Here is a 20,138-nt window from a genome sequence, read left to right as displayed (position 1 = left end):
CACTTTAACATTAATTTAATTTGAAGAATTTCTTGTTTTAAAGTCAAGCAAAAGACCCTCTGAGATCCATTTGGCCAATGCCTGTCTGTTCTCAGGGTCAAAAATCCGTTTCTGATCTTTCTGGTTTTTTATATTTCCAACTTCAATGTAAACCATGGCCGGATATGTGTTTTTTACCAAATACAAATTGCTTCGCTCTGAAAATGTACCCGTGTATTTACGATTAGGCTGAAACCTTTTGTACTTCTTTTTAAAAGTTTCGTGAATGCTCTCTGCTAGTCTTTTTCCATTCTTACTTTTTTCATGATGATAAAAAAATACATCAATGTTGGTACCCTTGGCACGACTATCTACATGGGTTACCAATAAACGTTGATACTTCCCTCTTTTCTGTAAATACAATTCATTGACCTGGTCTGTTCGCTGTTTTAGCCGAGCAAGTTGATTTAAAGGAATAGTTTCACCCATTGCAGTTTCGTCAGTATCCATATCGAGTATTCGGTCATCCCTAATCCCATCATTTTCATCCTTAATGATCAAATGAACTTCGGCTCCGTGTGAAATCAACTCTTTTGCTAAACGAAGTGTAATGTCATAGGCATATTCGTCTTCAGCGACTAGCATATCTCGATATTTGGTAATTGCTCCAGGGTCGGGACCACCATGACCAGCTATTAAATAATAGACCGCGCCTCTTAATTGATTGCTTAGCGAATCGACAACCTCATTTTCCTTACCAAAAATGGGATAAGAAACTGCTCTCACTTTCTTCCCCATGGTTTTAAGTTTAGGTAATTGATACTTCGCACCTACAGTCAAACCAAAATCATCTCCCAAACTTTCACGATTGAGTTCAATAAATGGATTCAAATATTCGGCAGGATTTAAACCATTTCTTCGAAGAATTGAAAAAATTCCGTCACCCGCTTCTGCTGTTACCGTTCGCGTTGAATCTTGAGCGAGAGCAACTGTTTGGATAAAAAATCCCAGACAAAAAAATAGAACTGATATGCGAATAATTGTCATGTTGTAAAAGTTCGCTGAAATATACTTATGTCCTATGCAATCAGAAACCTTGCCAAAAGAATTTTCGGCGAAATGATAAAAACTTTGTAAAGTTTATACCTTTAGTAACGACAGATTGCCAATCAACTACCAATAAATGGAGAATATTGTAATAATCGGAAATGGGATTGCAGGCGTTACTGCTGCAAGACATATTCGAAAACTATCCAACAAACGAATTATCATAGTTTCAGCCGAAACCGACTTTTTCTTTTCCCGTACTGCGCTCATGTATGTCTACATGGGACACATGAAATTTGAACATATCCAACCCTATGAAAATTGGTTTTGGGAGAAGAATAGAATTGAGTTGGTCCGAGCCTATGTTAACCATGTGGATACAAAAAATAAGCAGCTGCAATTAGACGGTTCACGAACGCTGAATTACGATAAATTGATTATTGCCACTGGATCTAAACCAAACAAATTTGGTTGGCCAGGGCAAGATTTACATGGGGTTCAAGGCCTTTATTCAAAGCAAGATTTGGATTTATTGGAAGTCAATGCTCCGAATAGGGAAATTTGTAAACGGGCCGTAATTGTTGGTGGAGGACTAATTGGGATAGAGTTGGCTGAAATGCTTCACAGTAGAGGAATTCCTGTTACATTCTTGGTCCGGGAAAGTAGTTTTTGGAACGGGGTCTTACCCGATGGAGAATCACAACTCATCAATGAACATATACTGGAGCACCATATTGATTTACGATTGGGTACCAATCTGGTGGAAATCATTCCAGATGAAAATGGTAGGGTTAAAGCCGTGACCACGGATAAAGGTGAAACTATTGAATGCAACGTGGTTGGATTGACAGCCGGGGTCTCTCCTAATGTTGATTTTTTGAAAAGTTCTGAAATTGAACTTGGCCGTGGGGTCAAGGTCAACCGATTTCTAGAAACCAATGTAAAAGATGTTTACGCCATAGGTGATTGTGCTGAGCAACATGAAGCAATTGGCAATCGACGGCCTATCGAGGCGGTTTGGTATACCGGTCGGATGATGGGGGAAACCGTTGCCCAAACTATTTGTGGCAATAGAATTGAGTACAAACCTGGACACTGGTTCAACTCTGCAAAGTTCTTGGATATTGAATATCAAACCTACGGCTGGGTTTTTGGCAAAAAAGGAAAACTGGATTACGAAGAACAATTTCATTGGAGGCACCCTCAGGACAAAGTCTGTGTTACGGTATCCTTTGACCAAGATTCCAATAAATTTTTAGGGATAAACACTTTCGGAATTCGAATGCGCCATGAGGTATTTGACCGATGGCTAACCGAAGAAAAAAGTGCGGACTATGTTTTGGAGCATCTTGCTGATGCCAACTTTGACCCTGAATTCTACAAACAATACGAACAAGACATTGTATCCAGTTACAATTCGGCTTTTGAAAAATCCATTAAACCAAAAAAGAAAAGCCTAAAACGCATATTTCAACTCAACTAATAAGAAATGAGCACTTACGACAGAAGTATGGCCTTGACGGGTCAACCACCAGTTACATTAAGTAAAAATCAAAAGCTTGCGACCCTATTGGGAATGCTAGGCTTGGCAATCTTACTCTTGGCCACCTTCAATGTGGGCTTTCCAAACAAGGGCCTTTGGTTGGGATTCGCCTTAGGTGCCATTCTTGTGGGTACGGTTTGGTTTTCTTGGGATGCCTATTTGGACAAAACTCCGGGAATTAAAAACGATGGGGTTTGGTTTAAATCAATTTCAAGCAAAGGTTTCTGGGGATGGATTGCAGGGATTGCTTTGACTGGGTTTTATATCATCCTTTATTTCTATCCAGAATATTTAGGTTTGGTCAATGGCGGTGAAAACAAGGGTGTAATCGGTTTGTTTGACCCCTTAAGTAAAATGCTTAGTGGCAATCCGGCAAGTCAATGGTTCGTTTACGGCACATTATATACAGTAGCAATTATTGCCTTTGGTATCAAATTCTTGTGGAAATATCGCCATAACCGCTACGAACGTATTCGCACCTTTAGTGTAATGTTCTTTCAATTGGCTTTTGCATTTTTGATACCTGAGTTTATGGCTCGATTAAATGGTAGTTCGGTATTAAATGGCGGAAGCCTGCCCTATTATGACCTTAAAAACATGTGGCCATTGAATTACTATAATTTTGAAGGCTATCGCATTAAAGGATTTTTGAGTTCGGGTGATATCGGCTTCGCAATGCTCATATTCGGCATAGTTACCATCTTTGTTATCAGTCCTATTTTGACATTCAGATTTGGTAAACGGTGGTATTGTTCATGGGTCTGTGGATGTGGCGGTTTGGCCGAAACAGCAGGTGATTCTTTTCGTCAATTAAGTGACAAATCTTTAAAGGCTTGGAAAATTGAACGTTGGGTCGTGCACAGTGTTGTCGTTTTCGTGACCTTGATGACCACAGCCGTAATCTACTCTTACCTTGGTAATGATACTAGTAAGTATTGGTTGACCAAAAGCACATTTTTAATCGGTGTTGCTGTATTGTTGACCGCAATTTTTGTGCTAGTGATAGTATTCAAAAAAGATGAATTTAAAAAGGATGCTAAATACGGTGCTATCGGCTATTTTGTCATCATCATGGCACTTATCGGCTTTCACTTTTTTAGTGGAGATGGTAACGTTTTCCTCTTCAAATCAGAAACGCTTCGAAAATCGTATTCCTTTTTGATTGGCAGTATTTTCTCGGGCGTTATTGGCACCGGCTTCTATCCAATTTTTGGTAATCGTGTTTGGTGTCGCTTTGGTTGTCCCATGGCAGCTATACTTGGTTTTCAACAACGTTTATTTTCGAGGTTTCGAATTACCACCAACGGAGGTCAATGTATTTCTTGTGGCAACTGCTCTACCTATTGCGAAATGGGAATCGACGTACGCGCCTATGCCCAAAAAGGAGAAAACATCGTTCGTTCTAGTTGTGTAGGTTGTGGTATTTGTTCTGCGGTTTGCCCAAGAGGAGTTCTTAAATTGGAAAATGGTCCATTGAAAGGACGTATAGATGGCAATCAAGTTTTACTTGGAAATGATGTTGATCTAATGAATTTGGTTAATCAGAAATAAACCAAGTTTATTGAGTTCATTCTACCACTTGCAATCACTTGATTGCGGTCGTACTGATTGTTAAAATTCAGGATAAATTTTAAAAAATAACCCTTTTAGTGAAAACATAAGGATTCATTTACGACTCACTATTAAACGTTCTAGAAAATGATTCTTAAGTTGAATTCTATCGCGTGTTTTCTTGTGGTGGGCTTGTTCTTTAGCACTACGAATAAGTCCTATTTTAAAAGTTATCATCCTAATGGAAAAATAGCCGCTCAAGGCTGGAAGATTGGTAAGAATAAAGAGGCCTATTGGAAGTTCTACTATTCTAACGGAAAACTAATGGAGCAAGGCCATTATAAAATGAATCAACGCGATGGTTACTGGTATTTCTATGATACGGACGGAAAGCTTGAGATGGAAGGCCACATGAATCATGGAGAGAAGGTAAATTGGTGGTTATTCTATGATGAAAATGGAAAAATCAACCACAAATGCCAACTGAAAGATGGTGTCAAAAATGGGTATTGTTTAAAATATATCGACGAAGAGCTTAAATCGGCAGAAAAATTCAAAGACGGTAAAAAAATAAAGGAATGGTTTAGCTTTGCCAGCTTTAAAAAGGAAAATAAATTGTCCGACCTTAAGTAATGGCAGTAGACATCAAAGTTATTATCCCGGCCTATAACGAAGAAGATTCGATAGGTAAGGTAATTGCTGAAATTCCCGATTCAGTTTCTGAGACAATAGTTGTAAATAACAATTCTTCGGACAATACACCAGAAAATGCAGCCAAAGCCGGTGCTACGGTTGTTGATCAGCCGATCGCTGGGTATGGGAATGCCTGTTTGGCCGGATTAAATTATATCGAAAAACAATCCAAAAAACCGGAAATCATCGTATTTCTTGATGGAGACTATTCTGACTATCCTGAAGAATTGGATAAAATAGTTGCTCCAATTATAAACGAGAACATGGATTTAGTAATCGGTGCCCGAAAAAAAGAATTGCGCGAGCCTGGTTCAATGACTCCCCAACAAGTTTTTGGGAACCAATTGGCCACTTTTTTGATGCGCTTGTTTTTTGGGGCAAATTTTACGGATTTAGGTCCATTTCGAGCCATAAAATACGAATCCCTTAAAAATTTGGAGATGCAGGACCAAACCTATGGTTGGACAGTCGAAATGCAACTCAAGGCAATTCGTAAAAATCTGGCTTACAAAGAAGTACCCGTTCGTTACAAACGTCGAATAGGTGTCTCAAAAGTTTCAGGAACCGTAAAAGGTACTATATTTGCAGGCGTGAAAATTTTGGGTTGGATTTTTAAATACAGTATGAAATGATAATAGGATTGACCATAGCTTACATCATCATCGCAATCTACAGTATTGCACTCTTACTTATTTTCTTCTACAGCCTTGCGCAACTCAATTTATTGGTCAATTACCTGACCTATAAAAAACAAAACGCAGAAGCTCCAAAATTCAACTTACTTGACCCAAGGGAAATACCATATGTTACCATTCAACTTCCGGTATACAACGAGGAGTATGTTATGGAACGTCTTTTGGACAACATTGCAAAAATTGAATATCCTAAAAGTAAATTAGAAATCCAGGTTTTAGACGATTCAACTGATGACACTGTTCACGACACAGCAAAACGTGTTGCCGAACTTCAGGAAACAGGATTGGATATCCAACATATTACAAGAATTGATAGAACCGGTTTTAAAGCTGGTGCACTTAAAGAAGGGCTTCAAATTGCAAAAGGTGATTTTGTTGCAATTTTTGATGCGGACTTTATGCCAGAAAGCGATTGGTTGAAAAAAACTGTCCCTTATTTTAAAGACCCTGAAATAGGTGTCGTTCAAACACGTTGGGGGCATATCAACCGAGATTACTCAACCTTAACAAGAATTCAAGCGTTTGCTTTGGATGCCCACTTTACTTTGGAACAGGTTGGACGGAATTCTAAAGGGCATTTTATCAATTTTAATGGTACCGCTGGAATCTGGAGAAAGGATTGCATACTTGACGCAGGCAACTGGGAAGGTGATACCTTAACCGAAGATTTAGATTTAAGCTACAGGGCGCAATTAAAGAATTGGAAGTTTAAATACTTAGAAGATGTTGAAACTCCTGCAGAACTTCCCGTTGTAATGAGCGCTGCTCGTTCGCAACAATTTAGATGGAACAAAGGTGGGGCCGAAAACTTCAGAAAATCTGTTTGGAGTGTCCTTAATGCCAAAAACATAGATTTCAAAACCAAGTTTCACGGCGTGATGCATTTATTGAACAGTTCAATGTTCCTTTGTGTTTTCTTGGTTTCTATTTTGAGTATACCCATGTTGTACATCAAAAACACCTACGGACACTTAGATTGGGTGTTTGAAATAACCAGCTTCTTTATCGTAAGTACAATTATCTTGTTTTTCTGCTATTGGTACACCTACAAGAGTATGCAGGGAGGTGGTTTTGACAAATTTGTTGATTACATAAAATTGTTCTTTACATTTTTTTCTGTCGCACTTGGCTTATCGCTACACAATTCTATTGCTGTATTGGAAGGTCATTTAGGCAAGAGAAGCGAATTCGTTCGTACACCAAAATTCAATATCAACAACCTTACCGACAGTTGGAAAGGCAATAAATATCTGGCCAAGAAACTTTCGCCTAATATGATTCTTGAATTTGGGTTAATGTTATACTTCTTATTCGGAATGTATAGCGCTGTACCATTGAACGATTACGGATTGTTCCCATTTCACCTAATGTTGTTTTTGGGTTTCGGCTTCGTATTCTTTAAAAGCTTGGTTGCAAAAGCTTAATAATCCCAATCTCCTTACGTAGGATTATTTTCATCGTGCCTAAAGCTAGTCTTCGCGATACCTCGCTAGGAAGCGATTTATTGTTTCCTATCTTAGTTCCAAACAACAATCAACTTTTGGAAGGATGCTAAAATTTTTCAGAAGAATCAGAAAAAATCTTCTTGAGGAGAATAAATTCAAAGCCTATTTATTCTATGCTATTGGAGAAATTGCCCTTGTTGTCATTGGAATCTTAATTGCCCTATATCTAGACAATATAAATGAGCAGCAGACTATAGATAAAAAGCAGGAAAATCACTTAAGGTTAATAATGGGAGAGATGACCAATAACCTTTATTCTTTGCAGACCGAAAAAGAGGCATTGGGTGAAATATTAGAAAGTAATCGATTAATTCTAAGCGTATTCAATAACCAAAAGAAAATAGACACCCTAAGGGAGAGTTATCTTTCTGATATCCTATTTATGCCCCTAACTAGACAAATAAAGTTCGAAAATGAAAATGGAGCACTAACTGAGTTGTTGGCTTCCGGGGGATTAAAAGACATAAAAAATGATACTATTAGAAGTGTTTTGGCATCATGGGATGCTAAACTCGCGATATTAGAGTCCCAAGAAGCAGGATTATATAAAGCATTAGAGGAAACACATAGGTTGGTTAAGGAAAAAGGAAGTTTTAGGGTAATATTTGATCAATTAGGGCTTTCGGAATATTTAAAGATTTCAGAAGTATCAAGTACAGAAAGTAACAAACACTTCCTAACCTCTAAAGAATTCGAAAATACCATATTACATTATCTTGCGAGTGGGGATCAACTATCCCGTAAAAACTATCCCAGCTTTCAAAAAGATTTAGAACAGCTAATAAAACTAATCAACCAAGAACTCTCTTCGGATCAGTAAATCAAAAACCTTGGAGAAAATTGCCCAACGATATATTAAGTTACATAAATACCCATCTTTAATTGTACTGGCAAACCTACTTCTTTATACCGTTTTTGCCTATGATTTGGAACGAGAAGATTTTCTGAAGTTACTTGCCTTGTATGCTGGTCTCTTTATTCTGCTTTACAAAATCATTCAATTTGAAAAATGGAACTTCAAGTTTCTTTTGGTAACCGGGATTCTATTCCGATTGGTTTTTCTAATTGCCATACCTAACCTTTCACAAGACTTCTATCGCTTTATTTGGGATGGTGAATTGATAAACCAAGGAATCAATCCATACCTCTACACCCCAAACCAAATCATTGAAAAATCAACTATAATCATTGCCAATTCCCAAGAATTATATGACGGAATGGGAAGTTTAAGTGCAAAACATTACAGCAACTATCCGCCCATAAACCAGCTCATTTTTAGCATTAGTAGCTTTTTAGGCATGGGCAGTATTTTGGGTTCAGTCATCTGGATGCGGGTAATTATAATTCTCTCAGACATTGGAACGGTTTATTTTGGGAGAAGGTTACTGCAAAACCTAAACCAAAGTCCACATCTGATTTTTTGGTATTTCTTAAACCCCTTAATCATAATCGAGCTAACTGGAAACCTTCACTTTGAAGGTGTAATGTTCTTTCTGTTCATTTGGGCCGTGCATTTGATTTCAAAAGGAAAATATCTTCTTGCAGCCCCAATCTATGCGGCCTCAATTATGTTGAAACTGGTACCTATTCTCTTCCTACCATTGTTTCTTCCCCTTTTGGGCTTTAAGAAGAGTACTTTTTTTTATGTGGCAATAACCGTATGTTCCATCTTATTTTTGATACCATTTTATTCATCGGAGTTTGCAACACATTATGTCCAAACCGTGAGGCTGTGGTTTTCAAATTTTGAATTTAATGCAGGTTTTTACAATCTGGTAAAGACTGTAGCTGTCGAACATTACGAGCAAAAACCCTGGGAAGTAGTTAAAGATTACGGTGATATTGTGCCTTTACTAACCATCTTAATTGCATTCTTATTGATGGTATTTAGGGATAAAAAATCAACGCAATCAATTCTGCTATCAATGCTTGTATTACTGAGTTCCTATTATTTTTTATCATCAACTGTTCATCCTTGGTATATTGTTTTTCTTGTTGGCCTTAGTCTTTTTACCAACTACCGATTCACCTTATTATGGTCGGGTCTGGTCGTTTTAAGTTATTATGCCTATTCCCAACCTGATTTCAAGGAAAACCTATGGCTCTTAGCGATTGAATATATTTTGGTATTAGGGTTCTTAGGATATGAAATCATGAAAAATCATAACATTCTTGCCGTAATTCGTAAAAACAATTGACAAAATGTTTGAGGTTTAAGATAATTTGTACATTTACCCCAACATGAACGAACAAGATTACATATTCACTTCTACGAGCACTCTTGCTCCAGCACGTCCGTTCGCTCCACGTCGTCGCCCGTAAGGGTGCACATCAATCTTTGGGATTAGGTGAGTCCATTCCCGTTTCAAACCAAGTTTTCAATTTTTGTTTTAATCTAAAAGTCAGCAATGGAACTCTTAGTTGCTAACGAATCACATTTTAAATACGCTCAAATCATAAGCGATACCATTACCGAATCAGCAAAGGTTCGTGGAACGGGTATTGCACAGCGCACCCCTGAATATATAATCAAACGGTTACAGAATGGTAATGCCATTATTGCTTTAGAGGGGGAAACATTTGCTGGCTTCTGTTATATCGAAGTTTGGGGAAACAAAGGATTTGTGGCCAATTCTGGATTAATAGTACATCCTGATTTTCGAGGTAAAGGCCTAGCAAAAAAGATAAAGAAGCGAATTTTTGAATTGTCAAAAGAGAAATTTCCTGAAGCTAAAATCTTTGGAATCACTACTGGATTACCTGTCATGAAAATGAATTACGAACTGGGCTATAAACCTGTGACCTTTTCAGAATTGACCGACGACCCAGATTTCTGGAAAGGCTGCCAAACCTGCAAGAATTTTGATATTCTAACCAGAACCGAACGCAAAATGTGCCTGTGCACGGGAATGCTATACGATCCCAATTCAAAAGAAAACCAAGCAAAAAACAAATTAAACGGAAAAGCATTTAAGCGGTTAAAAAGTATTAAAGAAACACTCTTTCTCAAGAAAAAAGTAAAATGAAAAAATTAGTCTTAGCCTATAGCGGTGGATTAGACACCTCATATTGTGCCATGAACCTATCCAAAGAACATGGATATGAAGTACATGCGGTCAGCGTAAATACTGGTGGATTTTCCCAACAAGAAATAAAGCAGATTGAAGAAAAGGCAATAGCTCTTGGAGCCAGCTCCTATACCTCTATTGATGCGGTACAAAATTTTTATCAAAAAGTCGTCAAATATCTTATCTATGGCAATGTATTGCGTAACAACACCTATCCACTTTCGGTAAGTGCAGAGCGGATTGTACAAGCTGTTGAGATTGTCAATCATGCCAAGAAAGTTGGGGCAAAGTATATCGCCCATGGCAGTACTGGGGCCGGTAACGATCAAGTACGATTTGATATGATATTTCAAACATTGGCCCCAGAAATCGAAATCATTACACCTATTCGAGATAACAAATTGGCCCGTGAGGAAGAAATTAAATATCTCCAGGAAAATGGAGTCGATTATTCTTGGGAAAAAGCAAAATATTCCATCAATCGAGGGTTATGGGGCACCTCTGTCGGGGGCGATGAAACCTTGACATCCAACCTTCCCTTACCTGACTCGGCCTACCCCAGTCAATTACAGCAAAAGGAACCTTTACAACTAAAGCTGACCTTTGAAAATGGAGAACTTGTTGCATTGGATGGTGAAAAAAACGACCCGGTCTTCAATATTGAGAAGTTAGAGGCTTTAGCTTCAAAATACGCAATCGGCCGTGACATCCACGTTGGTGATACGATAATCGGGATTAAGGGTCGTGTGGGATTTGAAGCTGCCGCCCCGCTCATTATAATCAAGGCACATCATTTACTTGAGAAGCATACCTTAAGCAAATGGCAACAGTATCAAAAAGAACAATTAGGCAATTTTTATGGTATGCTATTACACGAAGGAAACTATCTAGATGAAGTCATGAGGAACATTGAGGCTTTTTTAACGGACACCCAGAAAAATGTTTCGGGTGATGTTTTTGTAAGTCTATATCCTTTTCAGTTTCGACTGGATGGAATTTCATCCGAAAATGATCTTATGAACGCCTCTTTTGGAAGCTATGGTGAAATGAACAAAGGCTGGACCGCAGATGATGCAAAGGGTTTTATAAAGATTCTTTCCAATCCTGGTAAAATTGCGAATCACGTAAATCAAAACAATGATTAAAGCAGGAATTATCGGTGGTTCAGGTTATACCGGTGGAGAACTTATTCGGCTACTATTGAATCATCAAGCCGTAGAACTGGATTTTGTCTACAGCACTACAAGGGCCGGAAAATCATTATCCTCGGCCCATGGAGACTTATTGGGACAAACTAATCTGAAATTTACTGGGGATATCAATGCCGATGTGTCCGTCGTTTTCTTGTGCCTCGGTCATGGCAATTCAACGCAGTTCCTGAAGGAAAACCATTTTTCAGAAGAAACCGTATTGATTGACCTCAGTAACGATTTCAGGTTACAGGACGATTCCAAATTTGAATCCAATCAATTCATATATGGGCTTCCTGAACTGAACAAAAACAAAATTGAAAATGCTAAGGCAATCGCAAATCCAGGTTGTTTTGCTACGGCCATTCAGTTAGCGTTACTTCCGCTTGCGCAGCACAATTTGTTACAAGAAGCGGTTCATATTAATGCCGTTACAGGAAGTACGGGAGCTGGAATTAAACCTTCTGCTACAACCCATTTTAGTTGGCGAAACAACAATGTTAGTTGGTATAAACCTTTCACCCATCAACATCTAGGGGAAATTGGAGAAAGCCTGAATTCTTTCGGAAATAAAATTGGCAAACTTCACTTTCTCCCAAATCGGGGCAACTTTAGCCGAGGTATACTTGCAACGGCTTATACCAAGTTTGAAGGAAATTTTGAGGAGGCAATCCAGATGTACGAAACCTTTTATAAACATGCGCAATTCACACACATTTCTGACGAACCCATCCATCTAAAACAAGTTGTGAATACCAATAACTGCCATATCCATTTACATAAACATGACGATGTGTTACTGGTGACCTCAGCCATTGACAATCTATTAAAGGGAGCCTCGGGCCAAGCGGTTCAGAATATGAATCTAGTTTTTGGTTTGGAAGAAGATTTGGGATTACAGTTGAAATCAATCGCATTTTAAAAAGGAACAATGAAAATAGCCATTATAGGAGCAGGTAATCTAGGACTATCCATTGCAAAAGGAATTTTGCATAGCAATGGAGCCACAACAATGTACCTGACCAAACGAAATACTTCAGAAATCAAGGAATTCGAGAAGTATGGTAACGTCACGGTTACCGCAGATAACGCAGAAGCAGTTAAGAATTCCGATATTCTCATTTTTGCAGTTCAACCAGGTCATTTTGAAGCCATTCTCTTTGACATCAAAGACCTGTTGACCGAAAACCATGTGGTTATCAGTACCATCACAGGTTTTAGTATCGCTAGAATGGAATCCGTTATCGGCAATGACAAATACATTGTGAGAAGCATGCCTAATACGGCCATTTCGGTTGGCAAGAGCATGACCTGCATTTGTAGTAATGGATTGGGTAAAAAACGTATTGATTTGGCCAAGGCCATTTTTAATCGAATGGGGCATTCAATGGAAATTCCTGAAGAACAGATGCAGGCAGCTACAGTAATCTGTGCCAGTGGCATTGCTTTTTGGATGCGCTTGATTCGCGCAACTACCCAAGGTGCCATTCAATTGGGTTTTGATGCAAAAGAGGCCCAAGAATTGGCAATGCATACCTGCAACGGTGCTGCGAGTCTCTTGGTAGAATCAGGCAGCCACCCAGAACAGGAAATTGACAGGGTAACCACTCCAAAAGGATGTACTATTGAAGGGTTGAATGAAATGGAACATCAAGGCTTGAGTTCGTCGTTGATTCAAGGCATCGTTACTTCCTACAAGAAAATCAGTGAAATACGAGAAGCATGAAACTATTCGATGTATATCCGCTTTATGATGTAACTCCAGTCTCTGCAAAAGGAATTGAGGTAACGGACGAACAAGGCCAATCCTACCTAGATTTTTATGGCGGGCATGCGGTGATTTCCATAGGACATTCGCATCCTCATTATGTAAATCGGATGACAGAGCAACTCCAAAAAATGGCTTTTTATAGTAACTCCATTAAAAATCCATTACAAGTAGAATTAGGGGAGAAACTTGGTTCCGCTTCGGATTGTAAGGGTTACCAACTATTCATGTGCAGTTCAGGGGCCGAAGCCAATGAAAATGCTTTAAAAATGGCTTCTTTCCATACCGGAAAATCAAAGGTAATAGCCTTTAAAAATAGTTTTCATGGACGTACTTCTGCTGCGGTTGTAGCTACAGACAACCCAAAGATTGTTGCTCCGTTGAATGCCCAACAAGAAGTAGATTTTCTGCCTCTAAATGATTTTGAGGCATTTGAAAAATGTATTTCTAAGGGTGCTCATTGTGCCGTAATTTTAGAAGCCATCCAAGGAGTTGGAGGTTTGGATGAACCTACTACGGATTTTTACCAGTTTATAGCAAAAAAATGTGAGGAATACGAGGTTGTCTTGATTGCCGACGAAGTGCAATCAGGTTTTGGGAGAAGTGGAAAATTCTTCGCATTTCAACATCACGGAATTCAACCCGATATAATTTCCATCGCCAAAGGTATGGGCAACGGATTTCCTGTCGGTGGGGTTTTACTACATCAAAAATTCAAACCGTGGTATGGACAGCTGGGAACTACATTTGGCGGAAACCATCTGGCTTGCATGGCAACATTGTCTGTTTTAGAAGTCTTGGAAAAGGAAAATTTACTTGATAATGCAGCAATACTAGAAACATACTTTAAAGAAAAAGCTTCGGAAATACCTTCTATAAAAAAATTAAAAGGCAGAGGCCTTATGTTAGGTCTTGAATTTGATTTTGAAGTGAGTGATTTACGAAAAAAATTGATTTATAATCAACATATGTTTACTGGCGGCTCGGCGAATAAAAACCTGCTTCGGTTTTTACCCGCATTGAACATCACCAAGGAGCAGATTGATTTGTTTTTTGAAGGATTAAAAAGAGAACTGGCATGAAACATTATTTATCCATATCAGACTTAAAAAACCTTCAAGAAGCGGTAAAAGAAGGCATTGAATTAAAATCTGATCCTTTCAGTTTTGATCAATTGGGTAAAAGAAAGACTATTTGCTTGTTGTTCTTCAACAATAGTTTGCGCACAAGATTGAGCACTCAAAAAGCAGCTTCCAATCTTGGTTTGAATACCATGGTGATGAATTTTGGTTCTGAAGGTTGGCAATTGGAATATAATGATGGCGTGGTGATGGATGCCGGAAAATCGGAACATATTCGAGAAGCTGCAAAAGTCGTTTCACAGTATGCCGACATCGTTGCTATTCGTGCCTTTGCCGGATTAATTGACAGAGAACAAGATGAAGCAGAAGTTGTACTAAATGGCTTTTTGGAACATGCCACCATACCAGTTGTAAATATGGAAAGCTCTGTAGCCCATCCATTACAGGCGTTGGCAGATGCCATTACACTTGAAGAGCATAAAACTGTTGAAAGACCAAAAGTGGTATTGTCTTGGGCTCCACACCCCAAAGCGTTGCCACATGCCGTGGCAAATTCATTCATAAACATGATGAAATTGCAAGACGCCGAATTTGTGATCACAAATCCAGTAGGCTATGATTTGAACCCTAAAATCACAGAAGGTTGCAGAATTGTGAATGACCAAGAAAAAGCACTTGAAAATGCGAACTTTGTATACGTGAAAAACTGGAGTAGTTACCGAGATTATGGACGAGTCTTACACCAAAACAGAGATTGGATGATGACGTCAGAAAAACTGGGAGGGGCTAATTTCATGCATTGTCTACCCGTTCGAAGAAATGTTGTCGTTGAAGATGCAGTACTTGACAGTAACCAAAGCTTGGTTATTGATCAAGCTGATAATAGAACTTGGGCTGCACAGCTCGTCTTGAAGCGAATCTTAAAAGAATCACAGCTTGAACTCCATGCAGACAAAAAATAAATTTAGGTATGCCCTAATAGCTTTAGCCGCTCTAATAATTGTATTTCATTTACTGGAATTGGATTACAATAATTTGAGGTGGCAAGATGCTTTGTTGCCAACGTCTATGGTATTTCTAATTCTTTCGATGATTGTCTCGATAAGAAAAACACCTGGGAATGGGAGATAAGCTCAACATATTTAAAATCGGTGGTAACATCATCGAAAATGAAGAAGAACTTAAGCAATTATTATACTTATTTTCAAATCTTGAAGGTCACAAAATTTTAGTACATGGAGGGGGCAAAAAAGCCAGTGAACTCCTTCCAAAACTTGGAATCAAACCCAGAATGGTCAATGGAAGAAGAATCACGGATTCCGCAACCTTAGAGGTTGTCACGATGGTTTATGGTGGGTTGGTAAACAAAAATATTGTGGCTAAACTCCAAGCTTTAGGAAACAACGCGATTGGAATGAGCGGTGCGGATGCCAACAGTATTCATGCGCACAAGCGACCTATTACTAAAATTGATTACGGCTTTGCTGGTGATGTTGAAGGTATTGATGCCAAAATGCTGTGCAACCTTTTGAATTTAGGGCTAACTCCGGTATTCTGTGCATTGACGCACGACCAAAAAGGACAATTACTAAATACCAATGCAGACACAATTGCTGCTACCCTGGCAATTGGATTAAGTTCTTCTTTTCAAACCAACTTGAACTATTGTTTTGAATTGAATGGAGTTTTAAAAGACATAAATGATAAATCATCTGTGATTAAAAATATTGATTCCAGTTCCTACACCAAACTTGTTGACGAAGGTGTCATCTCAGCAGGCATGCTCCCCAAATTGCACAACTGTTTTGAAGCTTTGAAAAATGGGGTACGTGAAGTACGAATCGGTAATCTGGGATTGTTTGAAAATTCAACTACAAACTATACAAGTCTAGTTTTATGACATTGACAACAGAAACATTGGCTCAAGAAGCCTTAACCTTATTGCAACAACTAATTTCAATACCATCACTTTCTGAAAAAGAAGATGGCACTGCTGCGGCAATCGAGGATTTTTTGCAAAAGCACGGTGTGGTCACACAAAGACAATACAATAATGTTTACGCCTTCAATAAATATTATGATGAAAACAAACCCAATCTTTTACTGAATTCGCACCACGATACTGTGGAACCAAATTCGGCTTATACCAAAGACCCTTTTCATCCACATATTGAGGACGGTAAATTATATGGTCTCGGCAGCAATGATGCAGGTGGGGCATTATGTTCATTATTGGCCACTTTTGTTCATTTTTACGAACGAGAAGATTTGAGTCATAACATCATCATGGCAGCCACTGCGGAGGAAGAAGATGCGGGAGCCAAAAGTCTTTCCGCCTTATTGCCAATTCTACCTGAAATTGATGTGGCCATAGTTGGAGAACCGACAGAAATGCAATTGGCTATTGCCGAAAAGGGGCTGATTGTATACGAAGGAAAAATATCTGGAACACCATCGCATGCGGCCCACCCAAATAATGACAGTGCCATTTATAAATTACCCAAGGTATTGGACTGGTTCGAAAATTATGCCTTTGAAAAAGTTTCTGATGTTCTGGGACCCGTTAAAATTACGGTAACCCAAATAAGTGCCGGTAGTCAACATAATGTAGTACCAGCACATGTAGATCTAGTAATCGATACTAGGGTAAATGATTGTTATTCCAATACCGAGATCAACGATATCTTACAAAGGGAAGCTCCTTGCGAATTGGTTCCGAGGTCATTGAATAAAGACAGTTCTTCGATTGCCATGAACCATCCTTTGGTACAATCGGGAATTGCACTAGGTAGGGAAACTTATGGTTCTCCTACGCTGTCAGACCAAGCAAAATTGAGTTGCCAATCCTTAAAATTGGGGCCAGGATATAGCCCAAGATCTCACTCCGCAAACGAATTTATCTATGTGAAAGAAGTTTTGGAAGGAGTTGATCTTTACATCAAAATCTTGGAAGGCTTCTTCAAAAAATAAAAAACAAACCCAAGTATCAAGTTCAAAAAATGTATTTGAACTTGATGTTGAAATTGAACTTGAAAACATGAAACTCTGGGACAAAGGTTTTAGCACTGACAAAAAAATAGACCATTTTACTGTAGGCAATGATCGTGAACTCGATTTGCTTTTAGCGAAATACGATGTTATTGCTTCAACCGCACACGCTAAAATGTTAGCAAAAGTTGGATTGATTTCTGAAGACGAAGGAATAGCATTGGAAAAAGAACTTAAGTTCATCTTAGGCACCATCGAACAGGGAACATTCACCATTGAAGATGATTTTGAGGACATGCATTCTAAAATAGAGTTTTTGTTGACAGAAAGGCTTGGAGATATTGGAAAAAAAATACATTCGGCCCGCTCTCGAAATGACCAAGTTTTAGTGGCCATGCAATTGTTCTTAAAAGAGGAGTTAAATGAAATCAAATCACAGGTTAAAGCACTATTTGACTTGCTAATAGAACTGGCTGAAAAACATCAACAAGTATTATTGCCAGGCTATACCCATTTACAGATTGCAATGCCATCTTCTTTCGGACTTTGGTTTTCGGCCTATGCCGAAAGTCTGGTCGACGACCTTTATTTTGTACAAGCTGCCTATAAAGTTGCAGACCAAAACCCCTTGGGAAGCGCTGCCGGTTATGGAAGCTCATTCCCTATTGATAGAACATTTACAACCGAAGAATTGGGTTTTGAAACCCTAAAATACAATGTTGTGGCTGCTCAAATGGGGCGTGGCAAGGTCGAAAAAGCCACTGCTTTTGGAATATCAAGTATCGCAGCAACACTCTCTAAATTGGCGATGGACATAACGCTATACATGAGCCAGAATTTTGATTTTATATCCTTTCCGAACGAGTTGACTACCGGTAGCAGCATTATGCCACACAAAAAAAATCCAGATGTGTTCGAACTCATCCGTGCCAAGTGCAACAAGATTCAAGCGGTACCCAACCAATTGACCTTGATAACCAATAACCTGCCAAGTGGCTACCATCGTGATCTGCAATTGGTTAAGGAAAGTATTGTGCCTGCATTACAAGATATGAAGGCCTGTTTGGAAATGATGACTTTTAGCTTAAAGGAAATTCGGGTAAACCAAAACATCTTGAATGACCCAAAATACGATTACTTATTTAGTGTTGATACCTTAAATGAGATGGTGAAAAATGGTATGCCCTTTCGAGATGCTTACAAGACCATGGGAACGGCCATTGAAAATGGCACATTTAAACCTAATAAAGATATTGAACACAGTCATGAAGGGAGCTTGGGAAATTTGAAACTAAATGAAATTGAAAATAAGTTCAAGGTAATTTGGAATGCTTAATGTTGACCGATATATTTAGGTAACACTAATCAACTACCTCACATAATGTTAAAAATCGTTTTCACGGTTTTATTACTCAACCTTTCTTTTTGTCTTTCGCAAGAAACTAACAAGAATTCAAAACCAGCAGAACTTCTAAAAAATATTCAATCAGCTTATGACAATGGTGATTATAAGCTACACAAGACATATAGTGATTCATTATATCATTGGGGAAAAGCCAATAAAGCGGCAAATTTTCAAATCTTAGGAATGGTAAATCAAGCTGTTTTTCATAACAATATTGGGGAACAGGACAAATCAATAGAACTTTACCGAGACGCCCTTTCCATTGCCGACTCTATTCCAAATGACTACCGAACAAAAATCATTATTCTAGTCAACCTTGGCAATGTGTATACGCGAATTAATTCTCATCAAAAGGCGATTGGAACGATGGAGAATGTATTATCGCTATTAGACGAATTTGAAGACAATCCAAAAATCAGGGCTTCTGCATATAACGGATTAGCTAATAATTATGAAAAATTAAAAAATTATGAAAAATCACTTGAGTTCCATTTTAAAACCAAAGAACTAGGAGAACAAATAAACAATGAGAAAATTATCGCAACAGCGCTGAACAACATAAGTGACACTTATCAAATTCAAGGAAAATACGAACTGGCAGTCGAAGTCTGTGAGCGGGCCCTTAATCTGGAATACACCAAACAACCAACTAAGGAAAAGGTATGGTTACTTTCTGGATTAGCCATGGCCCAATGGAAACAAAACGACCTAGAAAACGCAATTAAAAACCTCAATATGGCTAAAAAAATTGCCATTGAAAAGGGATTGACGGAAGCTCAAATGGAGATTTACGATGACCTAAGTAAAGTATACTTATCAATTAATGATAGTACGAATGCTTCCAGCGCAAAAGAGAACTACCTATCATTGAAAAATGATTTCTTGGAACGTAAGCAGAATGCAACCAGAATAGATTTAGAGAAAGACATATCCGCCAAAAATGCAATGTTGCAAAAGAAAGAATCAGATATTGCGGATCTAGCAAACAATCGAAAAATATTAAAATTTTGGAGCCTTGCTCTGGGTGGTATTTTATTTATTCTATTATTACTTTTTTATTTCTATTCTAAACGTCTAAAAACCCAACAAAAGCTTCTACAAGAACAATTTGAGAATCTTAAAAAAGGAAAGAACGTGAATAAAGAGGTTTTCATCAAGTCAGTTCAAAATACTCCCAAAGAAAAAAACAATACCTATAAAAATTCGAGTTTAAAGGAAGAAGACTTGAACAAACACAAGAAAAGTCTATCGGTATTCATGAAAAAGATGAAACCATATCTAGACCCTGATTTATCTCAAAAAGATTTAGCAAAAAAAATAGGAATTAGTAGTCATCACTTATCTGAAGTGCTAAACGTTGGCTACAATCAAAATTTCTACAACTTTGTTAATTCATATCGTATCCTTGAGGCACAAAAATTAATTCAAGAAGAAAATTATAAAGATGCTAAGCTAGTAGCAATTGCTTTCGACTCTGGTTTTAAGAGCAAAACCTCCTTTAATAGGGCATTTAAAAGTCATACCGGGAAGACACCCTCCGAGTATAAGAATAGTATTACTAAAAACTAGCTGATTTCCTTTTTAAACATAAAATCGAGTACCACTCGGTTGAGTGGTACCTATT

At 38.3% G+C, this 20,138-nt stretch carries 18 protein-coding genes; 17 read left to right on the top strand and 1 reads right to left on the bottom strand.

Annotated elements, in window-relative coordinates; genetic code table 11:
- Positions 1-15 precede the first annotated feature (15 nt).
- Positions 16-1,026 carry an N-acetylmuramoyl-L-alanine amidase family protein gene (locus HCU67_RS06865; RefSeq protein WP_168551821.1) on the bottom strand — a complete coding sequence of 337 codons (1,011 nt, stop codon included), beginning with the start codon at positions 1,024-1,026 and terminating at the stop codon, positions 16-18.
- A 136-nt stretch (positions 1,027-1,162) separates the two neighbouring features.
- Between HCU67_RS06865 and HCU67_RS06860 the strand changes: the two genes are divergently transcribed.
- The 17 genes from HCU67_RS06860 to HCU67_RS06780 all read left to right on the top strand — a co-directional run bounded on the left by HCU67_RS06860 (position 1,163) and on the right by HCU67_RS06780 (position 20,083).
- Positions 1,163-2,509, top strand: a complete 1,347-nt coding sequence (locus HCU67_RS06860; RefSeq protein ID WP_168551820.1) for an NAD(P)/FAD-dependent oxidoreductase — start codon at positions 1,163-1,165, stop codon at positions 2,507-2,509.
- A gap of 6 nt (positions 2,510-2,515) precedes the next feature.
- Positions 2,516-4,120 carry a 4Fe-4S binding protein gene (locus HCU67_RS06855; protein ID WP_168551819.1) on the top strand — a complete coding sequence of 535 codons (1,605 nt, stop codon included), beginning with the start codon at positions 2,516-2,518 and terminating at the stop codon, positions 4,118-4,120.
- Between the two features lie 147 nt (positions 4,121-4,267).
- Complete coding sequence (locus HCU67_RS06850) at positions 4,268-4,753, top strand: toxin-antitoxin system YwqK family antitoxin (RefSeq protein WP_168551818.1); 486 nt, start codon at positions 4,268-4,270, stop codon at positions 4,751-4,753.
- Positions 4,753-5,445 carry a glycosyltransferase family 2 protein gene (locus tag HCU67_RS06845; RefSeq protein ID WP_168551817.1) on the top strand — a complete coding sequence of 231 codons (693 nt, stop codon included), beginning with the start codon at positions 4,753-4,755 and terminating at the stop codon, positions 5,443-5,445. The genes HCU67_RS06850 and HCU67_RS06845 overlap by 1 nt, the downstream gene beginning before the upstream one ends.
- Before the next feature lie 2 nt (positions 5,446-5,447).
- Positions 5,448-6,932 carry a glycosyltransferase gene (locus tag HCU67_RS06840; RefSeq protein ID WP_168552082.1) on the top strand — a complete coding sequence of 495 codons (1,485 nt, stop codon included), beginning with the start codon at positions 5,448-5,450 and terminating at the stop codon, positions 6,930-6,932.
- A gap of 124 nt (positions 6,933-7,056) precedes the next feature.
- On the top strand, positions 7,057-7,833 hold the full coding sequence (locus HCU67_RS06835; protein WP_168551816.1) for a hypothetical protein: 777 nt from the start codon (positions 7,057-7,059) through the stop codon (positions 7,831-7,833).
- A 10-nt stretch (positions 7,834-7,843) separates the two neighbouring features.
- A complete protein-coding gene (gene mptB, locus HCU67_RS06830) occupies positions 7,844-9,211 on the top strand; it encodes a polyprenol phosphomannose-dependent alpha 1,6 mannosyltransferase MptB (RefSeq protein WP_210423640.1) in 1,368 nt (455 codons plus the stop codon).
- A 210-nt stretch (positions 9,212-9,421) separates the two neighbouring features.
- The gene (locus HCU67_RS06825) at positions 9,422-10,039 is read left to right on the top strand and encodes a GNAT family N-acetyltransferase (RefSeq protein ID WP_168551815.1); all 618 of its coding nucleotides are present in this window, start codon (positions 9,422-9,424) and stop codon (positions 10,037-10,039) included.
- Positions 10,036-11,226 carry an argininosuccinate synthase gene (gene argG, locus HCU67_RS06820; RefSeq protein ID WP_168551814.1) on the top strand — a complete coding sequence of 397 codons (1,191 nt, stop codon included), beginning with the start codon at positions 10,036-10,038 and terminating at the stop codon, positions 11,224-11,226. Before HCU67_RS06825 ends, argG begins: the two co-directional genes overlap by 4 nt.
- Positions 11,219-12,193: an N-acetyl-gamma-glutamyl-phosphate reductase gene (gene argC / locus HCU67_RS06815; RefSeq protein ID WP_168551813.1), complete on the top strand. Its 975-nt coding sequence runs from the start codon at positions 11,219-11,221 to the stop codon at positions 12,191-12,193. The genes argG and argC overlap by 8 nt, the downstream gene beginning before the upstream one ends.
- Positions 12,194-12,202: 9 nt before the next feature.
- Positions 12,203-12,997, top strand: a complete 795-nt coding sequence (gene proC, locus HCU67_RS06810; RefSeq protein ID WP_168551812.1) for a pyrroline-5-carboxylate reductase — start codon at positions 12,203-12,205, stop codon at positions 12,995-12,997.
- On the top strand, positions 12,994-14,121 hold the full coding sequence (locus HCU67_RS06805) for an aspartate aminotransferase family protein (protein WP_168551811.1): 1,128 nt from the start codon (positions 12,994-12,996) through the stop codon (positions 14,119-14,121). The genes proC and HCU67_RS06805 overlap by 4 nt, the downstream gene beginning before the upstream one ends.
- Complete coding sequence (locus HCU67_RS06800) at positions 14,118-15,083, top strand: Rossmann-fold NAD(P)-binding domain-containing protein (protein ID WP_168551810.1); 966 nt, start codon at positions 14,118-14,120, stop codon at positions 15,081-15,083. The genes HCU67_RS06805 and HCU67_RS06800 overlap by 4 nt, the downstream gene beginning before the upstream one ends.
- Before the next feature lie 158 nt (positions 15,084-15,241).
- Complete coding sequence (gene argB, locus HCU67_RS06795; protein WP_168551809.1) at positions 15,242-16,021, top strand: acetylglutamate kinase; 780 nt, start codon at positions 15,242-15,244, stop codon at positions 16,019-16,021.
- A complete protein-coding gene (locus tag HCU67_RS06790) occupies positions 16,018-17,091 on the top strand; it encodes a M20/M25/M40 family metallo-hydrolase (protein ID WP_168551808.1) in 1,074 nt (357 codons plus the stop codon). Before argB ends, HCU67_RS06790 begins: the two co-directional genes overlap by 4 nt.
- A 67-nt stretch (positions 17,092-17,158) precedes the next feature.
- Entirely contained in the window at positions 17,159-18,445 is a 1,287-nt protein-coding gene (gene argH, locus HCU67_RS06785; protein ID WP_168551807.1) for an argininosuccinate lyase, read from the top strand.
- 45 nt (positions 18,446-18,490) lie between these two features.
- Entirely contained in the window at positions 18,491-20,083 is a 1,593-nt protein-coding gene (locus HCU67_RS06780; protein WP_168551806.1) for an AraC family transcriptional regulator, read from the top strand.
- Positions 20,084-20,138 lie beyond the last annotated feature (55 nt).

Origin of the sequence: Croceivirga thetidis (genome assembly GCF_012272815.1) — a bacterium.
Lineage (GTDB): Bacteria > Bacteroidota > Bacteroidia > Flavobacteriales > Flavobacteriaceae > Croceivirga > Croceivirga thetidis.
The sequence above is the reverse complement of the archived record's forward strand: the minus strand, read 5'-3'. Positions and strand labels throughout refer to the sequence as shown.